The sequence below is a fragment of the Ruegeria halocynthiae genome, assembly GCF_900106805.1.
GTDB lineage: Bacteria > Pseudomonadota > Alphaproteobacteria > Rhodobacterales > Rhodobacteraceae > Ruegeria > Ruegeria halocynthiae.
In genome coordinates, this window is sequence record NZ_FNNP01000001.1 from 776,367 (window position 1) to 801,823 (window position 25,457).

The following is a 25,457-nucleotide window of genomic DNA, read 5'->3' on the forward strand; positions in this document are numbered from 1 at the left end:
GTCAATACAATTTGAAAGGATACCTAAGATGACACGCGCAATGCACAACCCCGCCCTCTTGCTGCTGAACGCCAGCCCTCGGCTGCCGCTGATCGCCGCGCTGGCCGTGCGGTTTGCGGCGATTGTCACACAGTGGGAACAACGCCGCCGCAGCCGCCTAAATTTAGGCAGGTTGGATGACAGGCTGCTTCGTGATGTCGGACTGACCCGACATCACGCCGATGCCGAAGTAAGCCGTTACTTCTGGATGAAATAGTTTATCCCCAGTCCCATTTTTTGGGACCTCTTCCTGGCCGGGGCTTGTCCCCGGCCCTTTTTATCCAAACGCTGCTGCCTCGGACCCTACGGGAGGAATGGAATACGTCAGGCTGGCCCGCGCGACAGGTTTGTCCGAGCCATCAGAGTACATCAGCACATCCCCGACAGCCAAAGTTCGCCCCAATTTCAGTAACCTGCATTCTGCAATCATGTCCGCTCCGCCTTCGGGTTTGCGCAGAAAGTCCATCGAACTGCTGGTTGTAACTGCCAGAGATTGCCGCCCCTTGCGCGCCAGAACCATCGCATAAACGCAGACATCGGCTAGCCCGAACATGGACGGCCCTGACACGGTGCCGCCCGGCCGCAGATGGCGATCCTCCACCTTCAGGCGCATGGTGATCGCAGTCTCAGTCAGATCCTCCACAACAAAGTCCTTGTGAACCTGCGGAAAAACCTGCGCCAGATACTCAGTCAACTCTTGTTTGTTCAGCGCTAATGACATGCTTCCCCTCCTGCCTCTGTCCGCCTAGAGTTGGCCCGAACGCCAGCAGGAGGGCAAGATGGCAATTCTGGAACGTAGCGACACAGGCGCCATAACACGTCTTACAATGAACTCGCCCGAGCGATTGAACGCGCTGAGCGACGAAATGCTGGCGGCACTGCAGGCCGAATTTGACGCATTGCGTGAAGACAGCTCAATTCGTGCTGTCATTCTCTCAGGGTCCGGTAAGGCCTTTTGCGCCGGGCACGATCTGAAACAAATGACGCAGGGCCGACAGGCCAGCGACGGGGGGCTTTCCTACTTTCAGGACCTTTTCGACCGATGTGCCCGAATGATGATGTCGATTCAGTCCCTGCCCCAGCCTGTAATCGCACAAACGCATGGCATCGCCACCGCCGCCGGATGCCAATTGGTTGCAACCTGCGATCTGGCCATCGCGGCCGAAGGGACGCGGTTTGGCGTAAACGGCGTGAATATCGGCTTGTTCTGTTCAACGCCGATGGTGGCGTTAAGTCGGAATATATCGCGAAAACAGGCATTTGAGATGTTGACGACCGGCGACTTCATTACCGCCGAACGTGCGGCTGAGCTGGGCCTGATCAATCGGGCCGTCCCCAAAGAGCAACTGGAAGAGGAAACAAACGCGCTGGCCGAGAAGCTGGCAACCAAGTTAAGCAGTGCGGTAAAAATAGGAAAAGGTGCTTTTTATCAGCAGCTTCCGATGCCTGTTGACCAAGCTTATGCCTATACCGCCGAAGTAATGGCACAGAATATGATGGATCGGGATACCGAGGAAGGCATAAGTGCCTTTATTGAAAAACGCCCGCCTGATTGGCGTCAGTGACGCAATTATTTTATACATTTTTGCCTACTGTTCGCATTTTTTCACTTTTCAAAAGGGCGACACTGTGGCAAAGCTGGGACAAGGCCAAGGCCTTGATACACTTTTGGGTCGCCGTGGGCGGAAGGTCCCTCCAGCCTGGTTTCTCTCACCGGCGCAGACATCCCCGCAGCGGCGACCCCAAGACTCCACCCGAAAAATAAGCTGATATCTGTGCATTGCGCATGGCGTTGCTCTGCCCTATTTGGCAGCGCATGACAGACAAATTGCATATCGTGGGCGGCGGCATGGCCGGGTCCGAGGCCGCATGGCAGGCGGCGGAAATGGGCGTGGATGTTGTGATCCACGAAATGCGACCCAACGTGGGCACTTTTGCGCACCAAACCGGCAATCTGGCCGAAATGGTGTGTTCGAACTCGTTCCGTTCAGACGATGATGAACAGAACGCCGTCGGATTGCTTCACTGGGAAATGCGCACTGCAAACGGACTGATCATGTCCACTGCCGATCGCCATCGCCTGCCAGCCGGCGGCGCGCTTGCGGTTGATCGTGATCCATTTGCCGAATCCGTCACCGCCAGGCTGAACGCCCACCCCCGGATCTCGGTCACAAGTGAGGAAGTCACCTCACTGCCCGAAGACGATCACTGGATTTTCGCCACCGGGCCGCTGACCTCGCCAGATTTGGGTCAGGCCATTCAAGCCGCGACAGGTGCTGACGCACTGGCCTTTTTCGACGCAATCGCGCCGATCGTCTATGCCGACAGCATTGATATGGACAAAGCCTGGATGCAGTCCCGCTATGACAAAGGTGAGACCGAGGAAGAACGCACGGCCTACCTCAACTGCCCAATGGATCGTGATCAGTACGAAGCGTTCATTGATGCGCTGCTGGCAGCGGATAAGACCGAGTTCCACGAAGGCGAAACGGCAGGCTATTTTGATGGTTGCCTGCCGATTGAGGTTATGGCCGAGCGTGGCCGAGAAACTCTGCGCCACGGCCCGATGAAACCTGTTGGTCTTACCAATCCGCATCAACCGGATGTTAAGTCCCATGCGGTCGTACAACTGCGCCGCGATAATGCCTTGGGCACTTTGTTCAATATCGTCGGCTTTCAAACCAAGATGAAGTATGGCGCTCAGACTGATGTGTTCCGAATGATACCAGCGCTGGAAAACGCCAGCTTTGCGCGCTTGGGCGGTATTCATCGCAATACATTCATCAACTCTCCGACCTTACTGGATGAGCAGATGAGGCTGAAATCACAGCCGAATATCCGCTTTGCAGGTCAGATCACCGGGGTAGAAGGGTATGTAGAAAGCGCCGCGATGGGTCTGCTGGCGGGGCGTTTGGCTGCCGCTGAGATTCAGTGTCGCACCCTGCCCGATGTGCCGCAGGACAGCGCCATGGGCGCGTTGATCCATCACATCACGGGCGGCGCCGAAGCCAGGACGTTCCAGCCAATGAACGTGAACTTCGGCCTGTTCCGTCCGGTCGATGGCCTGAAAGGCGGACGCCGGGGTCGCAAGGATCGTTACAAAGCCTATACAGATCGGGCGAAAGCCGTCTGGAGCGACTGGGTAAAGCAGTGTTGACTGGACGCCCCGCCCGGCCTGCGCCTAACATGTAAGGTATGAGTAACAAGTTTCTGAAAGACACATACAATCTGCGCACTGCGCGGGACACCCATGACCACTACCAGAAATGGGCGACCTCTTACGACGAAGATGTCGGTGATCACGGCTATGTCACTCCGGATCGTGTGGCGGCGGCGCTTGGGTCTTTTGTTTCTGATGCTGAGGTCCCGGTGTTGGACTACGGATGTGGGACCGGGTTGTCCGGTGTGGCGTTAAGCAAGGCCGGGTTCCGCGTGATCGATGGAATGGATCCGACGCTCGCAATGCTGGAAGGTGCTGCCGCCAAAGGTGTCTATCGCAAACTGATCAGCTTTGACGTCACCGACCCGGAACCGATCGAGGCTGGCTCCTACTCTGCCATCACATCAATCGGTGTAATCGGCGTTGGCGCGGCCCCGCCTGAAACCTTCGATCTGCTCATGAACGCGCTGCCCCGTGGTGGGTATCTGGCCTTTTCCTTCAATGACCACACGTTGTCCGAACCTGCCTATACCGAGCGGCTTAACGACTGGCTGGACATGGGGTATGCAAGATTGTTATTTCGCGAGCATGGCCCGCATCTACCTGGAATGGACATGAAATCTGACGTTTACGTTGTTGAAAAAGCGTGACTTTCACAACTCGATTTGCACCATCTCCGACAGGCCCACTGCATTTGGGGCACGCTTATTCAGCGCTTCTAGCATATGATTTTGCGCAGTGTGCGGCGGGCATCTCCCATTTGCGGATAGAGGATATCGATCAATCCCGGTCACGCCCCCATTGGGAAGCCCAAATTTTCGATGACCTGCATTGGCTTGGCCTAAGCTGGCCGCAACCGGTGGTGCGCCAGTCAGAACGGCTACCGCGATACCGTCGGGCCCTCGAAACACTGATCAATATGGGACTGGTCTATCCTTGCAGGTGTAAGCGCACCGATATCGAGACTGCCGCTGGGGCTCCTCAGGAGGGTGTGCCACAATTTGGGCCGGACGGGCGCATCTATCCCGGAACCTGCCGTGAGCGCACTTTGTCGGATGCAGCCCCTGATGATGTTCTGCGCCTAGATATGCAAAAGGCCGTAAAAACATCTAACCTGCGAACATTCAATGAAACCGGAGCGACCCATTCAGGAACCCATGCTCTTAATATTGACGCCCTTCTGGGCACTGTGGGCGATATCGTTCTCGTCCGGCGCAATATGGGCAGTTCTTACCATTTATCCGTTGTCGTTGACGATGCGGATCAGAATATCACGCATGTCGTGCGTGGCGAAGACCTGTTCGAAGCCACGCAGATACATGTCTTGTTACAAGGCGTGCTTGGGGTACCGACGCCGGTCTACCATCACCACAAGCTGATCCGGGACGCGGCCGGCAAACGGCTGGCAAAGCGCGATGACGCGCGTGCAATCTCGCTATATCGGCAACAGGGTGCCTCACCTACAGAGATCAGAGAGATGGTTGGTCTTTGACCAGAGTATAGTCAAAGACTGCATAACAAGTAGCCTCACACCATCGGTGACATAAGCTCAACTTCGTTTCCGTCGCGTAGAGCTGTGTAGAAACAACTGCGTCGATTGGTGTGACAGGCAGGCCCGGTCTGATTCACCACAACCAGCAGGCAGTCACGGTCGCAGTCGATGCGAAAATCCACCAGTTCCTGCACGTGGCCCGAGCTCTCTCCTTTGACCCAGAACGCCTGTCGCGACCGCGACCAATAGGTAACACGCCCGGATTGCAGCGTGCGCTCGATGGACTGCGCATTCATCCAGGCCATCATCAGAACCTCTCCGGTTTCTGCGTCCTGCGCGATCGCAGGGAGCAAACCCGCCTCGTTGTATTTCAGTGTCGACGGATCGAACAAGACTGCGTTAGCCATCGCAAAAACCTTTTGCATCCCAAAATCCCGCCATTATGTATGGGGAATAAACAACGAGGGAAAGCCATGAGCGGCGAAACCGATCTGATCAAGCTTTATTCCGGACGCATCCTTGCACTTGCGGCGGATATTCCGCATCTGGACCGATTGGACAATCCCGATGCGACGGTGAAGAAACGCGCGCCTCTATGTGGATCAACCGTGACAGTCGACGTCAAGGTTGAAGACGGGCGGATCACGGAGTTTGGGCAGGACGTCAAGGCCTGTGCGCTGGGTCAGGCATCGGCCTCGGTCGTAGGCAGTGCAATGATCGGAGCGACACAGGCGCAGGTCGAAACCGCGCGCGATCAGCTTACCGCGATGCTAAAGAAAGACGGCCCTGCCCCCGATGCGCCCTTTGACGGGCTCGAAGTTCTTTTGCCTGCGCGGGATTACAAGAACCGCCATGCTTCGATCCTGTTGGCACTTGACGCGACTGCCGATGCGATGGAGCAAGCCGAACAAGCAAATTGCGCCTGAACGTGGCTTTTCTCGGCAAAGCCGTATAGGGTTCCTCAACTGTCTTGGGGGGCTAACGTGAACAATTTGCTGGAACATTTTGTAACGCTCTGGGTTGTCATCGACCCGATCGGCACGATCCCCGTCTTTATCGCCGTCACCGCAGGAATTGCCGCTGGTGAGCGTCGAAAAACCGCCCTGCTGGCCGCATTGGTAAGCGCGGGCATTTTGCTCTTCTTTCTCGTCTTCGGCCAAGTGGTAATCGAAGCGTTGGATATCGGCCTGAACTCTTTTCAGGTCGCGGGTGGAATCATCCTGTTCCTGTTCGCGCTGACCATGATCTTTGGGGAAAGCAAACAAGAGATTGAACAGCGTCAGGCCGAGGAAGACTTGGATGACAAAATGCACAAGACGAACCCAGCCATATTTCCCCTTGCCGTGCCTTCACTGGCGTCACCCGGCGCGATGCTGGCAATTGTTGTTCTGACCGACAACAACCGGTTCAGCATCGCAGATCAGAGCATTACCGCACTGGTGATGCTGGTTGTGATTGCGATAGCGTTTGTATTGATGTTGCTGGCCGAGCCGATCATCCGTTTGATCGGACATTCCGGTGCCGCGATCATCAGCCGTGTGATGGGCATGATCCTGGCCTCAGTCGCGGTCAACTCTGTCCTGTCGGCGACGATAGAAATCATAAAAACCGGAGAGCTGTAAAAAGAACCGCCGCTCCTTCCGGGCGGAAAGGGCGGCGGCAAGTCATGCGTTTCTCATGTAGGGTCCGGATAACCGCACGGGGCCGAGGCTGGCCCCTTCAAGGGAAATGGGACAGGCAGGTCACCCTTGATCATGACGGGGAGACAAGCGCGGTGTGATCGGCACGAGATCGCAGGCAGAAAGGCTTAGAACCCGCTTGGCAGGTGAAGGGCAACCACCAGCATCACAATCAGAGAAACCGCGCCCGCCGCATCCTGCAATATCGTGGATTGCGAACGGGTAAAGGTAGTCTTGATCTGGCTCAGCATGGTCTCACCTCCGGTCAGGTTTAATCCTTTGTTGACCTTTTGTTCTCATATTTCAGTGAGTCGGTAAAGAACTTTTATAGAACATTTGTGAACTTTATAGGGGTTTCCGCCTAACCCACTGAAATTAAACGGATCGCCTGATCCTGCTTCATAAGCCATAAAAGAACACGCGCCGCCTGCCCCCTGTCTGAGGTCAATTTTGGGTCCGCGGACAACAAGGCGCGCGCGTCAGATTGCGCCACCGCCATCAATCCGGCCTGTCTTTCCAGATCAGCAATCCTAAATTTCGGGAGGCCCGATTGCGCCGTCCCGATCAGATCACCAGACCCACGCATTTGCAAATCAGTCTCGGCGATCCGAAACCCATCCTCAGTTTCACGCAGAACCTCCAGACGTTTGCGCCCCCCTTGGCTGAGTGGCGGCTGATACATCAGCAGGCAGGTTGAGGCATCTTCACCTCGTCCAACACGACCCCGTAACTGGTGCAACTGCGCCAGACCAAAGATCTCGGCGCGTTCAATGACCATGATCGTTGCATTGGGAATGTTCACACCAACTTCGATCACCGTGGTCGCCACCAGAACCTTGGTTTGGCCAGACTGAAACGCCGCCATGGCTGCGTCTTTCTCGGCTGGTGGCATTTGACCATGCACGAGGCCAACATCATCCCCCAGGATTGCACGTAGACGTTTAAAGCGCTCCTCGGCGGCGGTCAGGTCCGAGACTTCGGATTCATCGACCAGAGGGCACACCCAATAGCATTGTTTGCCCGCGTCAATCGCCCCGCGTAGATGGGCCACAACCTCGTCCATGCGTTGCGTGCTGACGATGGCTGTTTTGATGGGTTTGCGACCGGGTGGCTTTTCATCAAGAACCGAGACATCCATGTCACCATATTGTGCCAACGCCAAGCTGCGAGGGATGGGCGTTGCGGTCATCACCAACACATCCGCGCGCTGGCCTTTCTCGGACAGTTCCATGCGTTGGCGAACGCCAAAACGATGCTGTTCATCGACAATGGCCAGTCTTAAGGCCTTGAATTCGACATCGCCCTGAAACACCGCATGGGTGCCGACCAGTATTTGAATGTCACCCCGTTTCAGTGCGGCCAACTTTGCCTTGCGGTCGGCACCTTTGTCACGCCCGGTCAGGATTTCAAGAACAACACCAGCCTCTTCGGCCAATGGCCGCAGCCCTTCAAGATGCTGTCGGGCAAGGATTTCGGTAGGTGCCATCATCACCCCCTGCCCGCCTGCTTCGACCGCAATCAAAAGCGCCATAAACGCCACAAGCGTCTTGCCCGCACCCACATCGCCTTGCAGCAATCGGTTCATGCGAGAGCCCGAGGCCATATCTTCCGAAATCTCCTCAACCGCGCGCGTTTGAGCATCAGTCGGTCGATAGGGCAAACTTGCAAGCACCTTCGATTGCAGTGCTCCTGTGCCGAGACTGACAATCCCACGCGCCTTTCGTTCGCGTTGCCGTGCCAACGCCAATGTTAGTTGATGCGCGAGAAGCTCATCATAGGCCAGACGCTCCCTTGCCGGCGCAAATGGTGCCACGTCATCTGCCCCGTTCGGATAGTGTGCAGCACGAATTGCGTTAGACCACTCGGGCCAGTTTTGCTGATCCACCTGAGCCGGATCCGCCCATTCAGCCAGAACTGGCACCCGATCCAGCGCGCTTTGCGCCGCTTTGTACGCCGTTTTCTGCGTCACGCCCTGGGTCAGATGATAAACAGGCTCAAACTCTGGCAATTCACCGGAATTTTCAGGTGCAACCATGTGATCAGGGTGCACCATCTGGGCCATGCCATCAAACAGTTCCAGCTTACCTGAAACCACACGGCGTGCACCCTGAGGCAGCAGTTTCTTCAGATAGTCCCCTCGCGCGTGAAAGAACACCAGTTGAAAATCCGCCTGACTGTCCTCTACATGAATGCGGTATGCTCCTCCTTTGTTACGCGGAGGCCGGTGGGGACCGATCGTGACTTCAACCGTCAGAACAGTCGGAAGATCGGCCCCTTGTATGGTATCGCGTCGGCGTCGGTCGATGACGGCGTAAGGCAAGGAAAACAACACGTCTCGTGGCGACTCGATATCCAGTTGACCGAGAAGTTGTGCTGTTTTCGGACCCACACCATCCAGAGTTTCAAGCCCTGCGAACAGTGGAAAGAGTTGCTCAGGCCTTCCGCTCATAGATCGCCGATCAACTGAAGCCAGCCGTCTTCGTCCAAGGTCTCAATCCCTAAATCAGCTGCTTTCTTTGCCTTGGATCCTGCGCCCGGACCCGCCACCAACAAGTCGGTTTTCTGGCTGACAGAACCCGAAACTTTGGCCCCAAGGGCCTCGGCGCGGGCTTTTGCCTCGGCGCGGGTCATCTTCTCAAGCGTTCCGGTGAACACAACGGTTTTTCCCGCTACCGGGCTGTCCGATGCAGGGGCGTCTGGCGGAACGATCGTCAAATGCTTGCGCAAATCATCAAATGCCTCGCGCTCTTCTGGGTTTGCAAATGCATCCGAGAGAGACAGCCCAAGTGTGGCCCCTATGCCGTCAATACCAATCAGATCGGCCCAGGCGCTCGCAGAGGATGACGGGACATTCAAAATGGCCACCGCCGCATCCCGAACCTCTTTGATCCTTGCACGCCGACCTTCAGCTGTTGCCGTGATCCTCTCAGCATCTTCGGCTTCATCAGCAGCGCGTTGTGCAAGGGCGGCTGAGCGCGCGGTATCGATGGATGCAGCCATGACATCCCAATCGCGATAGAACAGAGCAAGATCCTTTGCCCCGACTTCGCCCACATGGCGAATCCCAAGTGCAAACAAGAGGCGAGCGAAAGGTATCGTTCGCTTGTCATCAATCGCTGCGAATAGATTGCTGACGGACGTTTCCCCCCAGCCATCGCGATTTTTCAATCGGGCAAGGTTTCCAGCGTCCCGTTCTTTCAACGTAAAGATATTCGCAGGTGTATTAATCGGTAGAACACTGTCGCCATAGAACATCTCGATCTGTTTTGCCCCTAACCCTTCGATGTCGAACGCCTTGCGCGAGACGAAGTGCTTCAGTTTTTCAACCGCCTGCGCAGGGCAAATAAGACCTCCGGTACAGCGGCGCACTGCATCCCCTTCTTCGCGGATCGCATCACTGCTGCATTCCGGGCATCTCGTTGGGAAAACATAGGGTTGCACATCATCCGGTCGTTTCGACAGATCAACATCCGAAATCTTAGGGATCACATCACCTGCCCGATAGACCTGCACCCAATCGCCGACGCGTATGTCTTTGCCATCGCGAATAACCCCGCCTTTGGCGTCCCGACCTGCGATGTAGTCTTCATTGTGCAGGGTTGCATTTGACACAACCACCCCACCAACGGTCACTGGCTGCAAACGTGCAACCGGGCTGATCGCTCCGGTCCGGCCCACCTGAATGTCGATCGCTTCAAGCCGAGTCCAGGCCAGTTCGGCCGGAAACTTATGCGCAATCGCCCATCGCGGCGTGGTCGAGCGGAATCCCAACCGGTTTTGTAAGCTCAGATCATCTACTTTGTAGACAACCCCGTCTATATCGTAGCCCAAGGTTGCGCGCTGTATTTCAATCGCCCGGTAATGATCCAGCATCTGATCAGTCGTGGAACAGAGGCGCGTCAGCGCGTTGACTTGGAACCCCAATGCCTTGAGACGCTCAATCGCCCCCATCTGTGTTTCAGCCAGAGGCGCGGACAGTTCGCCCCAGGCATAGGCAAAGAATCTTAGCGGACGCGATCGGGTTATCTCCGAATCCAATTGGCGAAGAGAACCAGCAGCCGCGTTGCGAGGGTTTGCAAAGGTTTTGCCCCCAATTTCTGTCTGCCGATCATTTAGCGCGTCAAAATCGTGATGAGACATGTAAACCTCACCACGAACCTCAAGAACGTCTGGTGCGCCCTCAATTCGATGCGGAATATCCGACACCGTTCGCGCATTCGCCGTTACGTTTTCGCCGCTCTCACCATCGCCTCGGGTTGCGGCCTGAACCAATTCACCGTGTTCGTATCGCAAGGATAACGAGAGGCCATCAATTTTGGGCTCGGCGGTGTAGCCGAGCGGTGCATCATCGCTTAATCCCAGATATTTGCGAATTGAACGGTCGAAATCGGCAACATCAGTGTCATCGAACGCATTGCCCAATGACATCATTCGTACTGCATGTGTTACCTTTGCAAACCCATCCGAGACCCGTGCACCTACTTGATCCGAAGGGCTGTCTGCGCGTTTCAGGTCAGGAAATCGCGCCTCGATCCCGGCATTGCGTCGCTTGAGCGCATCGTAGTCTGCGTCCGACAATTCCGGAGCGTCTTCAGTGTGATAAAGCTGATTTGCCCGCAGCAGTAGCTTGGCAAGCCGGGCCAATTCATCCCTCGCTTCGTCCCCCGTTAGATCTGCGATTGCAATGGTATCGCTCATGGCCCCGCCCTGTCACGTCGTCTTGAACCTCAGTGATAGGGCGAGGCCATGGTCAGGTCCAGTGCTGTGCTAAGACGCGAGTGGAATTACCGCCCCGGACCATCGACGGTATATGTCAGATCAAGTCAGGCGCCGACCGCCATCCGGGTTTCACCCATGCTGCTGGATTGCGGATCACGCAGAACATATCCACGGCCCCAGACCGTTTCGATGTAATTCTCGCCGCCGGTGGCGTTGCTAAGTTTTTTGCGTAGCTTGCAGATAAATACGTCGATAATTTTCAGCTCAGGCTCATCCATACCGCCGTAGAGATGGTTCAGAAACATCTCTTTGGTCAGGGTTGTGCCCTTCCGCAGGCTTAGAAGCTCGAGCATCTGATATTCTTTGCCCGTTAAATGCACAGTCTTTCCTTCCACCTCAACGGTCTTGGCATCCAGATTGACGGCGACTTGCCCGGTGTGGATGACAGACTGTGAATGCCCTTTGGAGCGGCGGATAATGGCATGAATGCGTGCCACCAGTTCCTCACGATGGAACGGTTTGGTCAAATAGTCATCGGCGCCAAATCCAAAGCCCTTGATCTTGCTTTCGGTGTCATCAGCGCCCGACAGGATGAGGATCGGCGTTTCGACCCGTGCGATCCGTAGCTGACGCAGCACCTCGTGGCCGTTCATATCCGGAAGATTAAGGTCCAACAGAATCAGGTCGTAATCATAAAGCTTTGCCAGATCGATGCCTTCTTCGCCAAGGTCCGTCGCATACACGTTAAGATTAGCGTGCGTCAGCATCAGCTCGATGCTTTTGGACGTGGTAGGATCATCCTCAACAAGAAGTATGCGCATTTTTTACTGCTCCAATTTGGGTCAAATTCTTCAACTGATCTGAGCCTGAATAAAAATGGTTAATCTGGCGTTACCGTTGAATCATTTATTCACTCTCTCCTTTAGGTTGTCGATATCTTTTTAAAGTCGTCGCTTTCAATGCGTCGATCCCATGTTCAGCGACTGCTGAAACCCACGAATTGAATTCCTCATCACTGATGCCATAACGTTTTTTCGCCTCTGACAGAGAAATCAGCCCGTAAAGCACACCACGCACCACGATCACCTTGCGCGATGCCACCCAACGCCGCGTGTCCGCCGGAGGTAAATCGGCCCGTGTCAGCACGCTTCCATCCGGTAGGGTGACTGACCTAGGTCCTTCCACTTTGTGCAAATACATCTCTCATACCCTTTCTGCTGCGACAAAGCTGCGTCAAGTCTACTTAAAAGGACGTGAAACCACCCCTTGAGAGTGTGTAGAATTTTCCTATATTCTGCCGGTCTTTCTTACTCCGGACTGGAACCGACTATGGCCCTCGATACCGAGACACCGCTGAACTCGCTTGGCTTCGCCAAACCGCCCTCGGAAACGCGGGTTGTTGTTGCTATGTCCGGCGGTGTGGATAGTTCCGTAGTTGCGGCTTATCTGGCCGATCAGGGATACGATGTCGTGGGGGTAACGCTGCAGCTATACGATCACGGCGCAGCGCTGGCCAAGAAAGGCGCCTGTTGCGCGGGGATTGATATACACGATGCACGACGCGTGGCCGAAGAGCGCGGCTTCCCTCATTACGTTTTGGACTATGAGAACATCTTCAAGGATGCAGTCATCGACGAATTCGCCGATAGCTACCTGGCAGGTGCGACTCCGGTGCCCTGCATTCGCTGCAATGAGCGTGTGAAGTTCAAGGACCTGTTGGAAACCGCCAAGGACCTTGAAGCTGACTGTATGGCCACCGGTCACTATATCCAGCGCAAGATGGGCCCCGACGGGGCCGAACTGCACAGTGCTGAGGATGCAAACCGGGATCAGTCCTATTTCCTGTTTTCGACCACGCCTGAACAATTGGATTTCCTGCGCTTCCCTCTGGGCCATCTTCCATCCAAGGACGCCACGCGCGAGATGGCGGCGCAATACGGGTTGGCGGTCGCAGACAAGCCAGACAGTCAGGACATTTGTTTTGTACCCGACGGCAACTATGCCAGCGTGATCGAAAAGCTGCGCCCCGGCGCTGCCGAGCCGGGTGAAATCGTGCATGCCGATGGCCGCGTTCTGGCGCAGCATAATGGGGTTATTCACTATACGATCGGTCAGCGCCGCGGGCTCGGCATCGGCGGTCTAAGTGAGCCTTTATATGTGGTCAGACTGGACGTAGACAAAAAGCAGGTTGTCGTCGGGCCGAAAGAACTGTTGGCCACACGGACCGTTCCTGTGCGTGAAATCAACTGGCTTGGCGACGAACCCTTCACGTCGCTGGATGAATGGCATGTCTCGGTCAAGGTCCGCTCAACCCGCCCACCGCGTGAGGCGATCATTAGGCCCTTATCCGACACAACGGCTGAGGTCGAGTTGCTGACACCCGAGGAAGGCATCTCTCCGGGGCAGGCTTGCGTATTTTATGAAAACGGTGGCAGCCGTATCTTTGGTGGCGGCTGGATCTGGCGCGGTTATTAAATCGCGTCAGTCCATGAATTGCTGAGGATATAGATCCCGGCGCAGATCATCACGTATGGCACGAGTCTCTCAAGCCGCTGCGCAAACCCGCCGGTCATGATCGGAGAACGCGCGCCCAATAGCCCCAGCATGGTCAGCGTCAGTGCCGCCACCACCGCACCTGTGACGCCTGCGATACGATAGCTGGGGGCCGAGTCGGCCAAGAGCGGCGCGAGGACAGCAAATGTGTCCATCGACAGACTTATGAACAGCAGCATCGTTACAAAGGTCGAGGCACCCGAGGATATTTGCGGTGTCTCCCCGGACTCTGATCCCCGGAATTGACGGGCAACCCCGATCACGCCGAGGCCAAGCGGTATCACACCCAGAAAACCAGCCCAATGTGGCACCACATCATCGACACCCAAAGCCAACAACAAGGCAGCAGCGATGATCAGCATCTGCGCGAGCAGAAATCCAGCAACAGTCCGGCGTGGGCCGGACACCATCATCAGCGCAACAAGTGCCGCAAGATTGTCCAGGTTTGTCAGTACCTGCGCCATGAAGGCAGAGGCGGCAAAGATCACGTGATCCAGCATTACGGTTTCATTCTATCCAATACAGCCTTTGCCGCACGCAGGCCCGGTGCTTCTCCGCCCCGCCCAAGCTGTTCCATCGTGGTCGCCATTGCCTGATGTTGAGCGTCAGGCATAGCGGCAACCTGCTCCAAGGCCTCAGCGATCTTGAACGGTTGGCAGTCATCCAGAAGGCATTCGGGTACAGCGTGCGTGTCCGAGACCAGATTGACCAGTGTGACCGTATCAAGCTTGACCATGCGCTTTGCAATCAGCGTGGTCAGCCAATTCAGATTATAAGCGATCACCATCGGCGTTGCCTGTGCCGCTAACTCTAGCGACACCGTACCCGATGCCGCCAACGCAAGATCGGCTGCCGCGAAGGCCGCCCTTTTCTGTGCCTGAGCGTCGTCCGAAGGCAACTCTCGTGGATCAACAACGATGGGATTACCCGGCCAGTTCCGTACATGCTCGGCAACCACATCTACCATGTGCGCAACCGTTGGCACTACGACACGAGTGTCCGGGCGATCCATCAGGAACTTTTGCAGAGCAGCGCCAAAAATAGGGGCCAGCCGTTCGACTTCACCCCGCCGAGAGCCGGGCAATGCAAGGACGATAGGTGCGTCGCCTAAATCTTGTTCCACACGAAAATTCTGGATGTCTTGGTCTGACGCGATCGGTTCGTTGACGACGGGGTGACCGACAAAATCACACTCCATCCCTGCCCGCTCCATGTACGGTGGTTCAAACGGCAAAAGCGCCAATACGTGGTCGATCACCTTCGCCATCTTGTCCGCTCGCCCCGGCCTCCAGGCCCAGACGCTGGGCGCAACGTAGTGGACGGTGCGAATATCGCTTGAGGCCTTCACAAGCTTTGCGACACGAAGCGAGAAATCGGGACTGTCGATGGTGATCAACACATCCGGCTGTGTGTCCAGAACGGCCTGAGCCGTTTCGGCAATGCGACGCTTGAGGTGAAAAAACTTTGGAAGAACTTCGACCAAGCCCATGACGCTGAGTTCGGACATGGGAAACCGGCTGGTTAACCCCTGAGCCTGCATCAGCGGCCCGCCGACTCCGTCAAACTCCGCTTCTGGCACGAGGGTTTTAAGACCCTCCATCAACGCTGCCCCTAATCGGTCGCCCGAAGGTTCACCGGCGACCAGGAATACGCGCATCAGACCGTGCGCTCGCGAACATAGAGAAACAGCCCGAGGCGGTTACACTCTTCGATCACACAGTCACGTTGCAGCACAATGACGCCGCCCTTTTCGATGACAATGCCCGACAGACCAGCAGCAACCGCACCTGACACGGTATCGGGCCCGATTGCGGGCATATCAGCGCGCCGATCCTGATCGGGTTTTGGGCCTTTGAACAGAATGCCTCCGCCCGCGTCGGGGCGTTGAGTCAATGACTGTAGCATCCAGGCTGTGCCATAGATCCCCTCGATCACCAGCGCCTGGCCTTTGTGAACCACACAGGCCTGACCGATATCCACAACCCCCATGCTGCGAAGGATACCTGCGGCGCGGTCTGCGTCTTCGTGATCCACATCAGAGGGCTGGGCTTCGGTCAATGCGCCAAGGGGCGGCAGTAGATTCGGTGCGATTTCATGCGCCGCACGGACTGTTAGATCAGCATCTTCGAAAATTCCGATGACCGCTCGTAAGGCGCCATCATCCCCGGCCATAATGGCCTTTTGCAGGATCGGTACCAACGGCATCGTCGCGGCATCAATGCGCGCGGGATTGACTGTTGGGCGGCGCACGGCCCCCGCCATGCAAATCTCGGTCACGCCCCGGGCTTTGAGATCAGCGATAAAGCTGCCCAATTGCTCAAGCGGAAAAACCACATCAACAGTTAGCGTATCCGGTTCAAACCCCTCCAACGCGCAAACCAATGGCCGGTTCGGCAAACACGTGACCACCTCGTCTGGCAAAGCCCCAGTTCCCGCGATCAATGCCAACATGGTCTTACTTCCTCGGTGTCAGGAAGGAACGATCTGTGTTGCCCGTCACGAACTCGACGATCTGGCGCACATATTCGTTGTCGACATCCTCGCCCATCCGATGGGCACGATCCATGAAAGTCCCGTCGCCTTCCGACAATTCTTTGAATGCCGCTCGCAATGCCGAGATATCTTCACGCGTTACACCACGCCGTTTCAACCCAACCAGATTCAAGCCGTCCAGCTCTCCGCGAGGCGCTTGAACCAGACCATAGGGAATCACGTCGTTCGGAACCATGGTCAGCGCACCGATGATGGCGCCACGACCAACACGCACGAATTGATGCAAGCCCGAGATGCCACCAACGATGACGTCATCCTCGATAATGCAATGACCTGCTGCGCCTGCGTGATTAACCATAATGACTCGGTTGCCGATCTGCACGTCATGCGCCACATGGACACCGGCCATAAGCAGGCAGTCATCGCCGATCCGGGTAACGCCGCCACCGCCATCGGTGCCGGTATTAATGGTCACATGCTCGCGAATGCGATTGCGTTCTCCGATCTCAAGCCGCGTGTTTTCGCCGCCAAACTTCTTGTCCTGCGGAATTTCTCCGACAACGGCAAAGCTGAAAATCACCGTGTCCTCACCGATCGAGGTCGCTCCGGTGATAACAACATGGGATTTAAGCTCAACCCGGTCGCCCAAACGAACCTGAGGGCCGATATGGCAGAACGGCCCGATCGTGCAGCCCTCACCAATTTGCGCACCGTCTTCGATAATTGCGCTGGGATGAATACCGCTCATGTCGTTTTTTCCATGTCCCAATCGACATAGGCCGAGAACTCAGCCTCGGCGGCAACTTCTCCGTCAACGGTCGCGCGACCGCTGAATTTGAAGATCTTGCCGCCCTTCTTGCCGCGCACCGTCTCAACGTGCATCGCAAGCACGTCGCCAGGCACCACTTTGCGGCGGAATTTGCATTTGTCGATGTTCATGAAATAGATCAGCAGCTCGCTATCGATCACATCCATACCGACACCCAGCATAACCCCGGCGGTTTGCGCCATCGCCTCTACAATGGTCACACCCGGCATAATCGGAGTTCCAGGGAAATGGCCCTGAAAGTGTGGTTCATTCATGGTGACATTCTTGATGCCAACCGCCGATTGATAGCCGTCGATATCCACAACCTTGTCGACCAGCAAAAACGGATAGCGATGCGGCAATATACGCTGAATCAGCTGAATGTCGGCGCTCTTGGTTTCCGTGGTCATAGTGCAGATGTCCTGTTCTGGATGTCTCTTTCAAGCGTGGTTAGCAATACACGTACCCAAGGGCAAGCCAGCCTATTCGCTGTTATTGATTTCAAGCACCGCGCCGTCGCCGATTGCTGCATCGATCCGCGTGATTGCGGCCTGGGTGATATCAGAGGCGTCCGAACTGAGCACAACATTGGCTCGTTCGATGACAATGGACGCCCCGTAGTCGCGCAGAAGTTCAATCAATACAGGTTGCGCCATCTCAAAAAACTGGTCGCGGGCCTGCTCCCCCAGCCGTGCCAGAGCGTCCAGTTTTGCACGTTGCCCGTCACGGTGCGATTGGACCTTTTCATCGAAAGCCTCAGCCATCGGGCGAAACTCTTCTGCTGAAAGTGTAGCCCGCTTTTCGGTCAGATCTTTTTCTTCCTGGCTTAGCTGGGCCACGATTCGTTCGTTCTCTTCGGCCAACAGTGCGCTTTCAGCTTCGATTTCACGAAAAACGCGCTGCCCAAAAGCTGAATCGGCGAACAACCGGTCACTCGAGATTGTCAGAACATCCGTCTGTGGCAATCCCAACTGCTGCGCAGCCGTCGGCATTGCGGCCCACAGCACAGCCAAAACACACAGGGCCCTGAACGGGCCCTGTAGGATTTTCTTAGCTTTGTCGATCATCAGAGATCAGAACCGGGCTTGAATGGTCAGGTCAAAGCTCTGTGCTTTATCGAACTCCTCTTTCTTGAGAGCGTTCGAGAAGTTGAAGCGGAGCGGTCCAAACGGCGTTTCCCACAGAACTGAAACGCCAATCACATGCCGGATCGAACCGTTTGCACCAACAATTTCGGCACCCGTAGTGTCCACATTGTTGATGTTGTAGAGGTTGCCGACGTCATAGAACACACCACCACGCAATCCCAATTCCTCGGGCAGTCCCAGCGGGAAGTCGGATTCGAAACGCGCAACCCAATAGTAGTTACCACCGATAGCGTCATCCTGACCGTTCGAAAGGTCACGCGGTCCGATACCCGCAGGTTCAAACCCGCGGAACGTGTTGGGTCCCAGAACAAATCGGTCAAGAGTCCGACTGAAATCATTGCCGGTCCAGTTCAGTGCCCCAAGTTCCAGAGACGCGCGCAATACGACTTCTTCGTTTAGAACACGTTGCTGCGCAATCGCCCGGGCAGTGGTTTTAATGAACTCATTGTCCCCCCCGACGCCGGCAGCGTCTACGCCGACTTCGAACAAGACACCCGCTGTCGGGTTCAGGCCACCCAGACGACTGTCATAGACGTAGGACACACCGAATGAGCTGGTGGTTCGTTTTCCCTGGTCGATTTCCGAGGAGATTACCGCACCGTTCGTCTCATTGCTCTGCTGAGACATTTCGCTGTTATTCCAACCATACCGCAGACGCAGCGAGGACAATTCACCGATCGCATAGCTCAGCTGAGGTCGGAAGAACACGGTCTTTGTATCGTAGCTGGCGAAGCTGGAGTTGGTGCTGGAGAGCCCAAGCCCCAGGTCAAAGCGCAGCTTGCGCCCAAGCAGGTAGGGCTCGGTAAAGTTGATCGTATATTGTTCGGCATCCTGCGCGGTCGATAGGGTGACGCCCAGGTTCTGACCACGACCAAGGAAGTTCGCTTCGTTAAGCCCAATCGCGATCCCGAAACCGTCCGAGACCGAGTAGCTACCGCCAAGGCTCAGCGAGCCGGTGGGTTGCTCTTCTACATCGACGTCCACGATGACCTGGCTAGGCGACGAGCCCTCGCGTGTTTCCACATCAGCGACCGCGAAGAAACCAAGAGCACGGATACGCTCGGCACTCTGGCGGATTTCGCGCGGATTGAACGGATCGCCTTCAACGGTGTCGAACTGGCGGCGGATCACACGGTCCAGCGTGGTGGTGTTGCCCTCGATATCGATGCGTTCAACAAAGATGCGTGGCCCACGGGTAAGGACGAACTGCACATCCAGCGACAGATCACGTGGGTTGCGTGTAACACGCGGCTCGACCCGAAGAAAATCGACGCCTTCTTTCAGACCCAGACGTTCCAACCGCGCAATCGAGTTCTCAATTACCGTTGGCGAATAGACGACACCGGGCTTGACCTTCAACGCAGCCTGATATTTGGCCGCATCCACACCCGGGATCTCACTGACTGTCGAAATCTGGCCGAAGGAATAGCGCTGACCCTCGGTGATGTTCATCACCAGGAAGAATGCATCGCGCTCACGGGTGAATTCGACATTGGCGCTGTTAACGCGAAAATCGATATATCCACGCGACAGGTAGAAATCGCGGATCACCTGTTTGTCGAATTCGATCCGGTCTGCAATAAACGTATCACCCCGCAGGAAGGTCCGCAGAATGTTCGCTTGCTTGGTTTCAAGCACACGACGCAGACGGCGGTCCGAATAGGCCCGGTTGCCAACAAAGCTGACACGCTCGACTTCGATCGTTGTGCCTTCGGCAACTTCGAACACCAAATCGACGCGGTTGTCGCTGCGACGGATGATGCGCGGAATCACGGTGGCAGACACCCTGCCCTGCGCTGAATACACCTCGGCAATCAGATCCGCGTCCGCTTCGGCGACTTGCGGCGTAAAGACACGGCGGGTCTCGGATGAGATCACGTCGAGCAGAACCCCGTCTTTGACGCGTCGATTTCCCTCAATGCTGATTTGGTTGATCGTTGGATATTCTTCGACCTCGATGACCAGAGTGCTGCCGCGCGGGGTCAGCTCAACTGTCTCAAAAACACCACTGTCAAGTAAACGCTGAAAGGCATCATTCAGCTGACCGGCGCTGACCGTCTGCCCCGGTTCGATTCCCGTACGCGAAATAATCGTCGAGGTTTGGATCCGTCGATTTCCCTCAACTTCGAAGTTGTTGATCGTGTAGGATTGCGCTTGCGCGGGTTGCGGCAGAACCAGCAAACCCGGTGTAGCAAAGAGAAAAAAGAATGTTAGTGCCTGCCACAAAATGTTGCTTCGCCGCCCATGAGAGCCGCAGAATGTGCCCGTACCCCTGCTGTCAGTCATTTTTATCGCTACCCAGAATTTTCAGACTTTAGCTGCTGAGTAGCCCGATTGTGAGGCCATGTCAAAAGACGAAAACGCAAAAACTGCCCAGCGGGCCGTTAAGCAGCAACCGAACATGTTCGGAAGAATCACAAACCGACGAGATAACCACCAGCGGCCAACGCCAAAGCGGTTACGCCAAAGCTTAGGAGAACATCCCAGTTCAGTTCGAGCAGCACACTCACACTCTGGTAGGATTTATGAAATGCCTTGGTCATCGCTCTCACGCCCATTCACCGGGAAACACCCCAAATATGTTAGTTTAGAAATACGGCAATTTTGCGTCGGAACAGTGCCGCGGCCGCCTTATTCAGCAGAACAAGTCATTGCTGACTGAGAAAATCATCAGCGACAGAATCAATGTTATTCCGATCCCCATCAGCAACCGCAACGCTTTGTCGCTCGGTGGTTTGCCGGACACGGCCTCATACGCGTAGAACACCAAGTGCCCGCCATCCAGCGCCGGAATTGGGAACAGGTTCAGTAGCCCGACCGCTGTGGACAATACTGCGATGAAGAAGATGAAGTTCTGCGCCCCCTGGCTGGCCATCGCCCCTGACGTCTCGGCGATGCCTATCGGGCCCGAGATATTGCAGGTGCTGATCGCGCCGGTGATCATGTGCCACATGCCGGACAGAGACCCTTCTATGATGCGTCCGGTCTGATCCACACCACCCTTGACGGAATCCCAGATACCCGCTGGAACAGTTTCAGGCTCGATCATCATGCCGCCGACGATGCCGATACGCCAATGGGTGACAAATCCACCGTCCGCCTTGGGTTCATCCGTCCGTCGTGGGGCGAGGGCAAACTCTAGATCCGCGCCATCTCGCCATACATTCAAAAGCAATACACGCCCGTCAGATCCTTCGACATATTCCTTGAGCTGCTTGAAGGCAAAGATCGGATCGCCATCGACGGCAGTAATCACATCACCCTGTTGCAACTGGATATCCATGGCTGCACTGCGCGGCGCAACCTGCTGAATAAGCGGCGGAAACAGCCAAGGTGCCTCGACATCAAAGGTCTCTCCGTTACGGATCACAGAATAGTCCAGCGTCGGTTGTACCGGTAGCGCGCGGATGAAGCCTGACCAATTGGCCGTGTCATCGAAATCTGGTGTCGGAATGCCCGCGATTGCAACGATCTCATCGCCTTCCTGCAGACCTTGCGCAGTACCCGGCAGCGGTTGCAGTGCGCTTACGGTCAACGGTTCACGCGACACGCCCTGGGACCAGAATATGAGGCCGAATACCAATATCGACATCACGAAATTGAAAACCGGCCCGGCCGCCACAGTGGCGGCGCGTGCCCACAACGGGGCGCCATGCATGGTGCGGCGCAATTCTTCAGGGTTTTGCGTGGCGATTTCGCCAATCGCATCTGCGTCTTTACCGGACGCAGCATTGGAATCGCCCAGAAACTTGACATAACCGCCAAACGGTAGCAGCGCGACCTGCCAACGTGTCCCACGCTTATCAACGCGGCTCCATAATACCGGACCAAATCCGATCGAGAAAACTTCAGCATGGATGCCGGACCATCGACCCACGATGTAATGTCCGTATTCATGCACCGCGACAATCACCGAAAGCGCAACAACAAAAGCCATGATCGTATAGAGCAGATTGCCGAATTGCGGGATCAAAGAGAGTATGTCCAAAAGTATTATCCTGCTCGTTCAAGTACGGTTTCATCGACCCACTTCCGTGCGAGATGGTCCGTTTGTTGTACATTATCAAGTGTCAAAGGTGCATCAATGAGGCCGTCCGCGGCCTCAAATCGTTCCAGCACATCCGAAACCGCATCAGCCATATCCAGAAACCGTATCCGGCGCTCGATAAAATGATCTAAAGCACGCTCTTTGGCGGCATTAAAGATCGCGCCTGACAGGCCACCGCGTTCCATCACCTCGCGCGCTAGGCGCAAAGCGGGATAACGGGCCTCATCGGGAGCATGAAAACGCAACTGTCCCAACCGAGCCAGATCCAGCCGTTCAACCGGCAAGTCGCGCCGCTCAGGCCAATGCAGGGCGTATCCAATGGCATGGCGCATATCCGGCGCTCCCAGATGTGCCATCAATGCGCCATCCTGAAAACCAACCAGTGCATGGACCATAGACTCGGGATGTACCAGTACTTCAATTTTTGACGGGTGAACGTCAAAGTATTCTTTTGTTTCTATGACTTCCAATGCTTTATTAAACATAGATGCACTATCGATGGTAATCCGCTGGCCCATGTTCCAATTTGGATGGTTTGAGGCTTGCTCAACAGTCGCACCTGCCAGATCGCTTAGCGGCCAATCCCGAAAAGCCCCGCCGCTTGCAGTGATAATGATCCGCTCGACGCTTGTCATATCTTCGCCCACGAGGGCTTGAAATACAGCCGAATGCTCGCTGTCCACGGGAAGCAGCCGGGCGTCATGGGTCCGAGCCATTTCCAATACCAGAGGCCCTGCACAAACCAGCGTTTCCTTGTTCGCCAGTGCCAGTGTCGCGCCCTGTTTCAAAGCTTCGATCCCCGGTGCAAGTCCAGCTGCACCAACAATCGCAGACATGACCCAATCAGCGGGGCGCGCGCCGACCTCAATCAACGCCGCCTGTCCCGCTGCCGCCTGCACACCACTGCCAGACAAGGCGGAGCGAAGGTCATCGAGCTTGTCGTCAAACGCCGTCACCGCCACGTCGGCACCAAGACGCACAGCATCTTTCGCCAGTTGCGCGATATTCCCACCACCTGTCAGCGCGATGACATCATAGTCATCCGGATTTCGCGAGATTAAATCGAGCGTATTCTGACCAACTGAACCGGTCGCGCCGAAAATGGATACTTTTCGCATTACATACCCCCGGGCGCGTAAATCAGCCCCGCGATCAGAACAAAGACCGATGCGCCCATCATCCCATCGAACCGGTCCAGAAATCCGCCATGGCCTGGTATCAGGTTCGAGCTGTCCTTGACCCCAAAGCCGCGTTTCGTGGCGCTTTCGACGATATCGCCCGCCTGGCTGGCCATCGAGGCCAATACCGATACCAGCACAAAAGGAACGCCAAACCCGGCATGGATCGCAAAAACAGTCCCAACCAGAGCCGCGGCAACCCACCCGCCGGCAGTACCTGACCAGGTCTTCTTGGGGCTTACCTTGGGCCAGAACTTAGGTCCTCCGATCGTCTTGCCCACAAAATACCCGGCGACATCCGTCGCTATGACCACAAGAATCAGCCAGACCATCCAGCCAAAGCCCAGATTTTCGCGAATCGAGATGAATCCCAGCCCCGATGTAGCGATCCAGATCGCAAACAATATGTACGTACCACGCGCCCGACCGATCTGCCCTGCCCCGACCAATGCCGGTGCCAGCAGGATCGGCAGCTTGTAAAGCGGGGCCAGATGATAGCTCAATACAACTGCAACGCCGGTCAGGATAGCCAGTTGAACCGCCACCCCGCGCCGCTGGGGATCGATCATGCGTACCAGTTCCCAGGTCATCAACCCACAAGCCGTGGCGATGAATGCTTCGAACCACAGGCCGCCGAGCCAAACCATGATGGCCGCAATGATCACCAATACTGCCGCCGACAAAACCCGGGCAGTCAGATCAGACCATCGGCCGTCACTCATGCCGGAACCGCTCCAAACCGCCGTTCGCGCGATCCATAGCTTCGGCACAGACGTTCGAGTTCGGCGGCGGTAAAATCGGGCCACAAAGTATCGATGAATTCATACTCGGAATAGGCCGACTGCCAGAGCAGAAAGTTCGAAATCCGCGCTTCGCCACTGGTGCGGATCACAAGATCCGGATCGGGCAGTACACGCGTGTCCAGATATCTGGGCAACGTCTCTTCATCAACATCCTCGGGGCGCAACACACCGTCGGCCACGTCACGCGCCAGACGCTTGGTCGCGCGCGCCACTTCGTCCCGACCGCCGTAATTCAAGGCGACTGTCAGATGAACAAGATCATTATCCTGCGTCTCGCGTTCGAGCGCATCCATCAATTCGGTCAGCTTGGCATCCAACCGCACACGATCCCCGATAAAGCGCACCCGAATGCCGCTCGATTTCAGCGTGTTGGTTTCTTTGACGATATAGCGTCGGAACAAGCTCATCAGACCTGCAACTTCGACCTGCGTACGTTTCCAGTTCTCAGTGGAGAACGCAAAGATCGTCAGGTACTTGATCCCCAGTCCCGGACAGGCCTCAACCACCTCGCGAACGCGGCGTGCGCCTGCGTGATGACCAAATAGCCGGGGCCGTCCCCTTGCCTGCGCCCAACGACCGTTTCCATCCATGATGATCGCCACATGGCGCGGTCCGGCAAGCGGTGAGTTATCGGGATCTTTGGGCATTTTCCGGGCTCAAACCTGCATGATCTCAGCTTGTTTGTTCTCAAGCGCCTCATCGACGGATTTGATCATCGAATCCGTCAGTTCCTGTACCTCGGTCTCCCAGAACTTCTGGTCATCCTCGGACATTCCGTCACCTTTGGCTTTCTTGATCTGATCCATCCCATCGCGTCGCACATTGCGGACCGAAACACGTGCACTTTCCGCGTATTGGCCCGCCACTTTACCCAGCTCGCGGCGGCGTTCTTCGTTCAGTTCAGGAATCGGCAGCATGATGATCGTTCCGTTCAGTTGCGGATTGATACCCAAACCGCTTTCACGGATGGCTTTTTCGACCTTGCCGACCAAACCCTTGTCCCAGACATTCACGGTGACCATGCGCGGTTCAGGGACGTTCACGGTGCCAACCTGATTGATCGGGGTCATTGATCCATAAGCATCAACCATCACCGGCTCAAGCATCGAGGCCGACGCGCGCCCGGTCCGCAATGAGGCGAACTCGGTTCTGAGGTTTGCCATAGCGCCGTCCATACGGCGTTTCAGATCATCAGTATCGAGTTCGAAATCATCAGACATGCTGCTCACTCCCCGTCTTCAGGTGATGTTTGGATGGGTCTTAAGCCATCACAATTGGGATGTATAGCAATCATGCTCACGAATTGTGGCAATGACCAGAACTGTTTCCGGTGTTTT

26 protein-coding genes and 1 pseudogene are annotated in these 25,457 nt (G+C 55.9%); 8 read left to right on the forward strand and 19 right to left on the reverse strand.

What is annotated here, in order from left to right; all coding sequences use genetic code 11:
• The first annotated feature begins 28 nt into the window (after positions 1 to 28).
• Complete coding sequence (locus BLU89_RS03965; RefSeq protein WP_074734630.1) at positions 29 to 256, forward strand: DUF1127 domain-containing protein; 228 nt, start codon at positions 29 to 31, stop codon at positions 254 to 256.
• Between the two features lie 60 nt (positions 257 to 316).
• Here the strand turns inward: BLU89_RS03965 and BLU89_RS03970 are convergent, their stop codons facing one another.
• Positions 317 to 760 (reverse strand): PaaI family thioesterase, encoded by a 444-nt coding sequence (locus BLU89_RS03970; RefSeq protein ID WP_074734632.1) that lies wholly within the window; start codon positions 758 to 760, stop codon positions 317 to 319.
• Between the two features lie 49 nt (positions 761 to 809).
• Between BLU89_RS03970 and BLU89_RS03975 the strand changes: the two are divergent.
• The 4 genes and pseudogenes from BLU89_RS03975 to gluQRS all read left to right on the forward strand — a co-directional run.
• Positions 810 to 1,604 (forward strand): annotated as a pseudogene (locus tag BLU89_RS03975) (enoyl-CoA hydratase); the annotation flags it as partial.
• 251 nt (positions 1,605 to 1,855) lie between these two features.
• Positions 1,856 to 3,196, forward strand: a complete 1,341-nt coding sequence (trmFO, locus tag BLU89_RS03980; protein WP_074736373.1) for a methylenetetrahydrofolate--tRNA-(uracil(54)-C(5))-methyltransferase (FADH(2)-oxidizing) TrmFO — start codon at positions 1,856 to 1,858, stop codon at positions 3,194 to 3,196.
• 38 nt (positions 3,197 to 3,234) lie between these two features.
• Positions 3,235 to 3,849, forward strand: a complete 615-nt coding sequence (locus BLU89_RS03985) for a class I SAM-dependent DNA methyltransferase (RefSeq protein WP_074734635.1) — start codon at positions 3,235 to 3,237, stop codon at positions 3,847 to 3,849.
• Positions 3,846 to 4,691 carry a tRNA glutamyl-Q(34) synthetase GluQRS gene (gluQRS, locus tag BLU89_RS03990; protein ID WP_074734636.1) on the forward strand — a complete coding sequence of 282 codons (846 nt, stop codon included), beginning with the start codon at positions 3,846 to 3,848 and terminating at the stop codon, positions 4,689 to 4,691. Before BLU89_RS03985 ends, gluQRS begins: the two co-directional genes overlap by 4 nt.
• 35 nt (positions 4,692 to 4,726) lie before the next feature.
• On the opposite strand, the gene hisI is transcribed toward gluQRS, so the two are convergent.
• Positions 4,727 to 5,116 (reverse strand): phosphoribosyl-AMP cyclohydrolase, encoded by a 390-nt coding sequence (gene hisI / locus BLU89_RS03995; protein WP_074734638.1) that lies wholly within the window; start codon positions 5,114 to 5,116, stop codon positions 4,727 to 4,729.
• 48 nt (positions 5,117 to 5,164) lie between these two features.
• Between hisI and BLU89_RS04000 the strand changes: the two genes are divergently transcribed.
• Together BLU89_RS04000 and BLU89_RS04005 are read left to right on the forward strand one after the other, a co-directional pair.
• The gene (locus BLU89_RS04000; RefSeq protein WP_074734639.1) at positions 5,165 to 5,617 is read left to right on the forward strand and encodes an iron-sulfur cluster assembly scaffold protein; all 453 of its coding nucleotides are present in this window, start codon (positions 5,165 to 5,167) and stop codon (positions 5,615 to 5,617) included.
• Positions 5,618 to 5,674: 57 nt separating this feature from the next.
• Complete coding sequence (locus tag BLU89_RS04005; RefSeq protein ID WP_074734641.1) at positions 5,675 to 6,313, forward strand: MarC family protein; 639 nt, start codon at positions 5,675 to 5,677, stop codon at positions 6,311 to 6,313.
• A gap of 185 nt (positions 6,314 to 6,498) precedes the next feature.
• Here BLU89_RS04005 and BLU89_RS21875 read toward each other — a convergent pair whose 3' ends face one another.
• The 5 genes from BLU89_RS21875 to sciP all read right to left on the reverse strand — a co-directional run bounded on the left by BLU89_RS21875 (position 6,499) and on the right by sciP (position 12,289).
• Complete coding sequence (locus BLU89_RS21875; protein WP_281241182.1) at positions 6,499 to 6,621, reverse strand: hypothetical protein; 123 nt, start codon at positions 6,619 to 6,621, stop codon at positions 6,499 to 6,501.
• 110 nt (positions 6,622 to 6,731) lie between these two features.
• Complete coding sequence (recG, locus tag BLU89_RS04010) at positions 6,732 to 8,819, reverse strand: ATP-dependent DNA helicase RecG (RefSeq protein WP_074734642.1); 2,088 nt, start codon at positions 8,817 to 8,819, stop codon at positions 6,732 to 6,734.
• Positions 8,816 to 11,068, reverse strand: coding sequence for an NAD-dependent DNA ligase LigA (ligA, locus tag BLU89_RS04015; RefSeq protein ID WP_074734644.1), 2,253 nt, complete (start codon positions 11,066 to 11,068; stop codon positions 8,816 to 8,818). Before ligA ends, recG begins: the two co-directional genes overlap by 4 nt.
• Before the next feature lie 125 nt (positions 11,069 to 11,193).
• Positions 11,194 to 11,910, reverse strand: coding sequence for a response regulator transcription factor CtrA (gene ctrA / locus BLU89_RS04020; RefSeq protein WP_074734646.1), 717 nt, complete (start codon positions 11,908 to 11,910; stop codon positions 11,194 to 11,196).
• Positions 11,911 to 11,995: 85 nt separating this feature from the next.
• Complete coding sequence (gene sciP, locus BLU89_RS04025; protein WP_074734648.1) at positions 11,996 to 12,289, reverse strand: CtrA inhibitor SciP; 294 nt, start codon at positions 12,287 to 12,289, stop codon at positions 11,996 to 11,998.
• A 129-nt stretch (positions 12,290 to 12,418) separates the two neighbouring features.
• On the opposite strand from sciP, the gene mnmA reads away from it, so the two are divergent.
• Positions 12,419 to 13,564, forward strand: a complete 1,146-nt coding sequence (gene mnmA / locus BLU89_RS04030) for a tRNA 2-thiouridine(34) synthase MnmA (protein ID WP_074734650.1) — start codon at positions 12,419 to 12,421, stop codon at positions 13,562 to 13,564.
• On the opposite strand, the gene BLU89_RS04035 is transcribed toward mnmA, so the two are convergent.
• From BLU89_RS04035 to frr, 12 genes are all read right to left on the reverse strand, one after another.
• Positions 13,561 to 14,142 carry a cadmium resistance transporter gene (locus BLU89_RS04035; RefSeq protein WP_074734652.1) on the reverse strand — a complete coding sequence of 194 codons (582 nt, stop codon included), beginning with the start codon at positions 14,140 to 14,142 and terminating at the stop codon, positions 13,561 to 13,563. The two genes, mnmA and BLU89_RS04035, sit on opposite strands and share 4 nt — an antisense overlap.
• Positions 14,142 to 15,299 carry a lipid-A-disaccharide synthase gene (gene lpxB / locus BLU89_RS04040; RefSeq protein ID WP_074734654.1) on the reverse strand — a complete coding sequence of 386 codons (1,158 nt, stop codon included), beginning with the start codon at positions 15,297 to 15,299 and terminating at the stop codon, positions 14,142 to 14,144. Before lpxB ends, BLU89_RS04035 begins: the two co-directional genes overlap by 1 nt.
• A complete protein-coding gene (locus BLU89_RS04045; RefSeq protein ID WP_074734656.1) occupies positions 15,299 to 16,093 on the reverse strand; it encodes an LpxI family protein in 795 nt (264 codons plus the stop codon). Before BLU89_RS04045 ends, lpxB begins: the two co-directional genes overlap by 1 nt.
• Before the next feature lie 4 nt (positions 16,094 to 16,097).
• Entirely contained in the window at positions 16,098 to 16,883 is a 786-nt protein-coding gene (lpxA, locus tag BLU89_RS04050) for an acyl-ACP--UDP-N-acetylglucosamine O-acyltransferase (protein WP_074734658.1), read from the reverse strand.
• Positions 16,880 to 17,353, reverse strand: coding sequence for a 3-hydroxyacyl-ACP dehydratase FabZ (gene fabZ, locus BLU89_RS04055; RefSeq protein WP_074734660.1), 474 nt, complete (start codon positions 17,351 to 17,353; stop codon positions 16,880 to 16,882). The genes lpxA and fabZ overlap by 4 nt, the downstream gene beginning before the upstream one ends.
• Positions 17,354 to 17,425: 72 nt before the next feature.
• A complete protein-coding gene (locus tag BLU89_RS04060) occupies positions 17,426 to 18,010 on the reverse strand; it encodes an OmpH/Skp family outer membrane protein (RefSeq protein ID WP_074734662.1) in 585 nt (194 codons plus the stop codon).
• Positions 18,011 to 18,016: 6 nt separating this feature from the next.
• Positions 18,017 to 20,377: an outer membrane protein assembly factor BamA gene (gene bamA / locus BLU89_RS04065; RefSeq protein WP_074734666.1), complete on the reverse strand. Its 2,361-nt coding sequence runs from the start codon at positions 20,375 to 20,377 to the stop codon at positions 18,017 to 18,019.
• 349 nt (positions 20,378 to 20,726) lie between these two features.
• Positions 20,727 to 22,079 (reverse strand): RIP metalloprotease RseP, encoded by a 1,353-nt coding sequence (rseP, locus tag BLU89_RS04070; protein ID WP_074734667.1) that lies wholly within the window; start codon positions 22,077 to 22,079, stop codon positions 20,727 to 20,729.
• A 5-nt stretch (positions 22,080 to 22,084) separates the two neighbouring features.
• A complete protein-coding gene (gene dxr, locus BLU89_RS04075; protein ID WP_074734669.1) occupies positions 22,085 to 23,257 on the reverse strand; it encodes a 1-deoxy-D-xylulose-5-phosphate reductoisomerase in 1,173 nt (390 codons plus the stop codon).
• Entirely contained in the window at positions 23,257 to 24,039 is a 783-nt protein-coding gene (locus BLU89_RS04080; protein ID WP_074734670.1) for a phosphatidate cytidylyltransferase, read from the reverse strand. Before BLU89_RS04080 ends, dxr begins: the two co-directional genes overlap by 1 nt.
• Positions 24,036 to 24,767, reverse strand: a complete 732-nt coding sequence (uppS, locus tag BLU89_RS04085; RefSeq protein ID WP_074734672.1) for a polyprenyl diphosphate synthase — start codon at positions 24,765 to 24,767, stop codon at positions 24,036 to 24,038. The genes BLU89_RS04080 and uppS overlap by 4 nt, the downstream gene beginning before the upstream one ends.
• Positions 24,768 to 24,776: 9 nt before the next feature.
• Entirely contained in the window at positions 24,777 to 25,340 is a 564-nt protein-coding gene (gene frr / locus BLU89_RS04090; RefSeq protein ID WP_074734674.1) for a ribosome recycling factor, read from the reverse strand.
• Positions 25,341 to 25,457 lie beyond the last annotated feature (117 nt).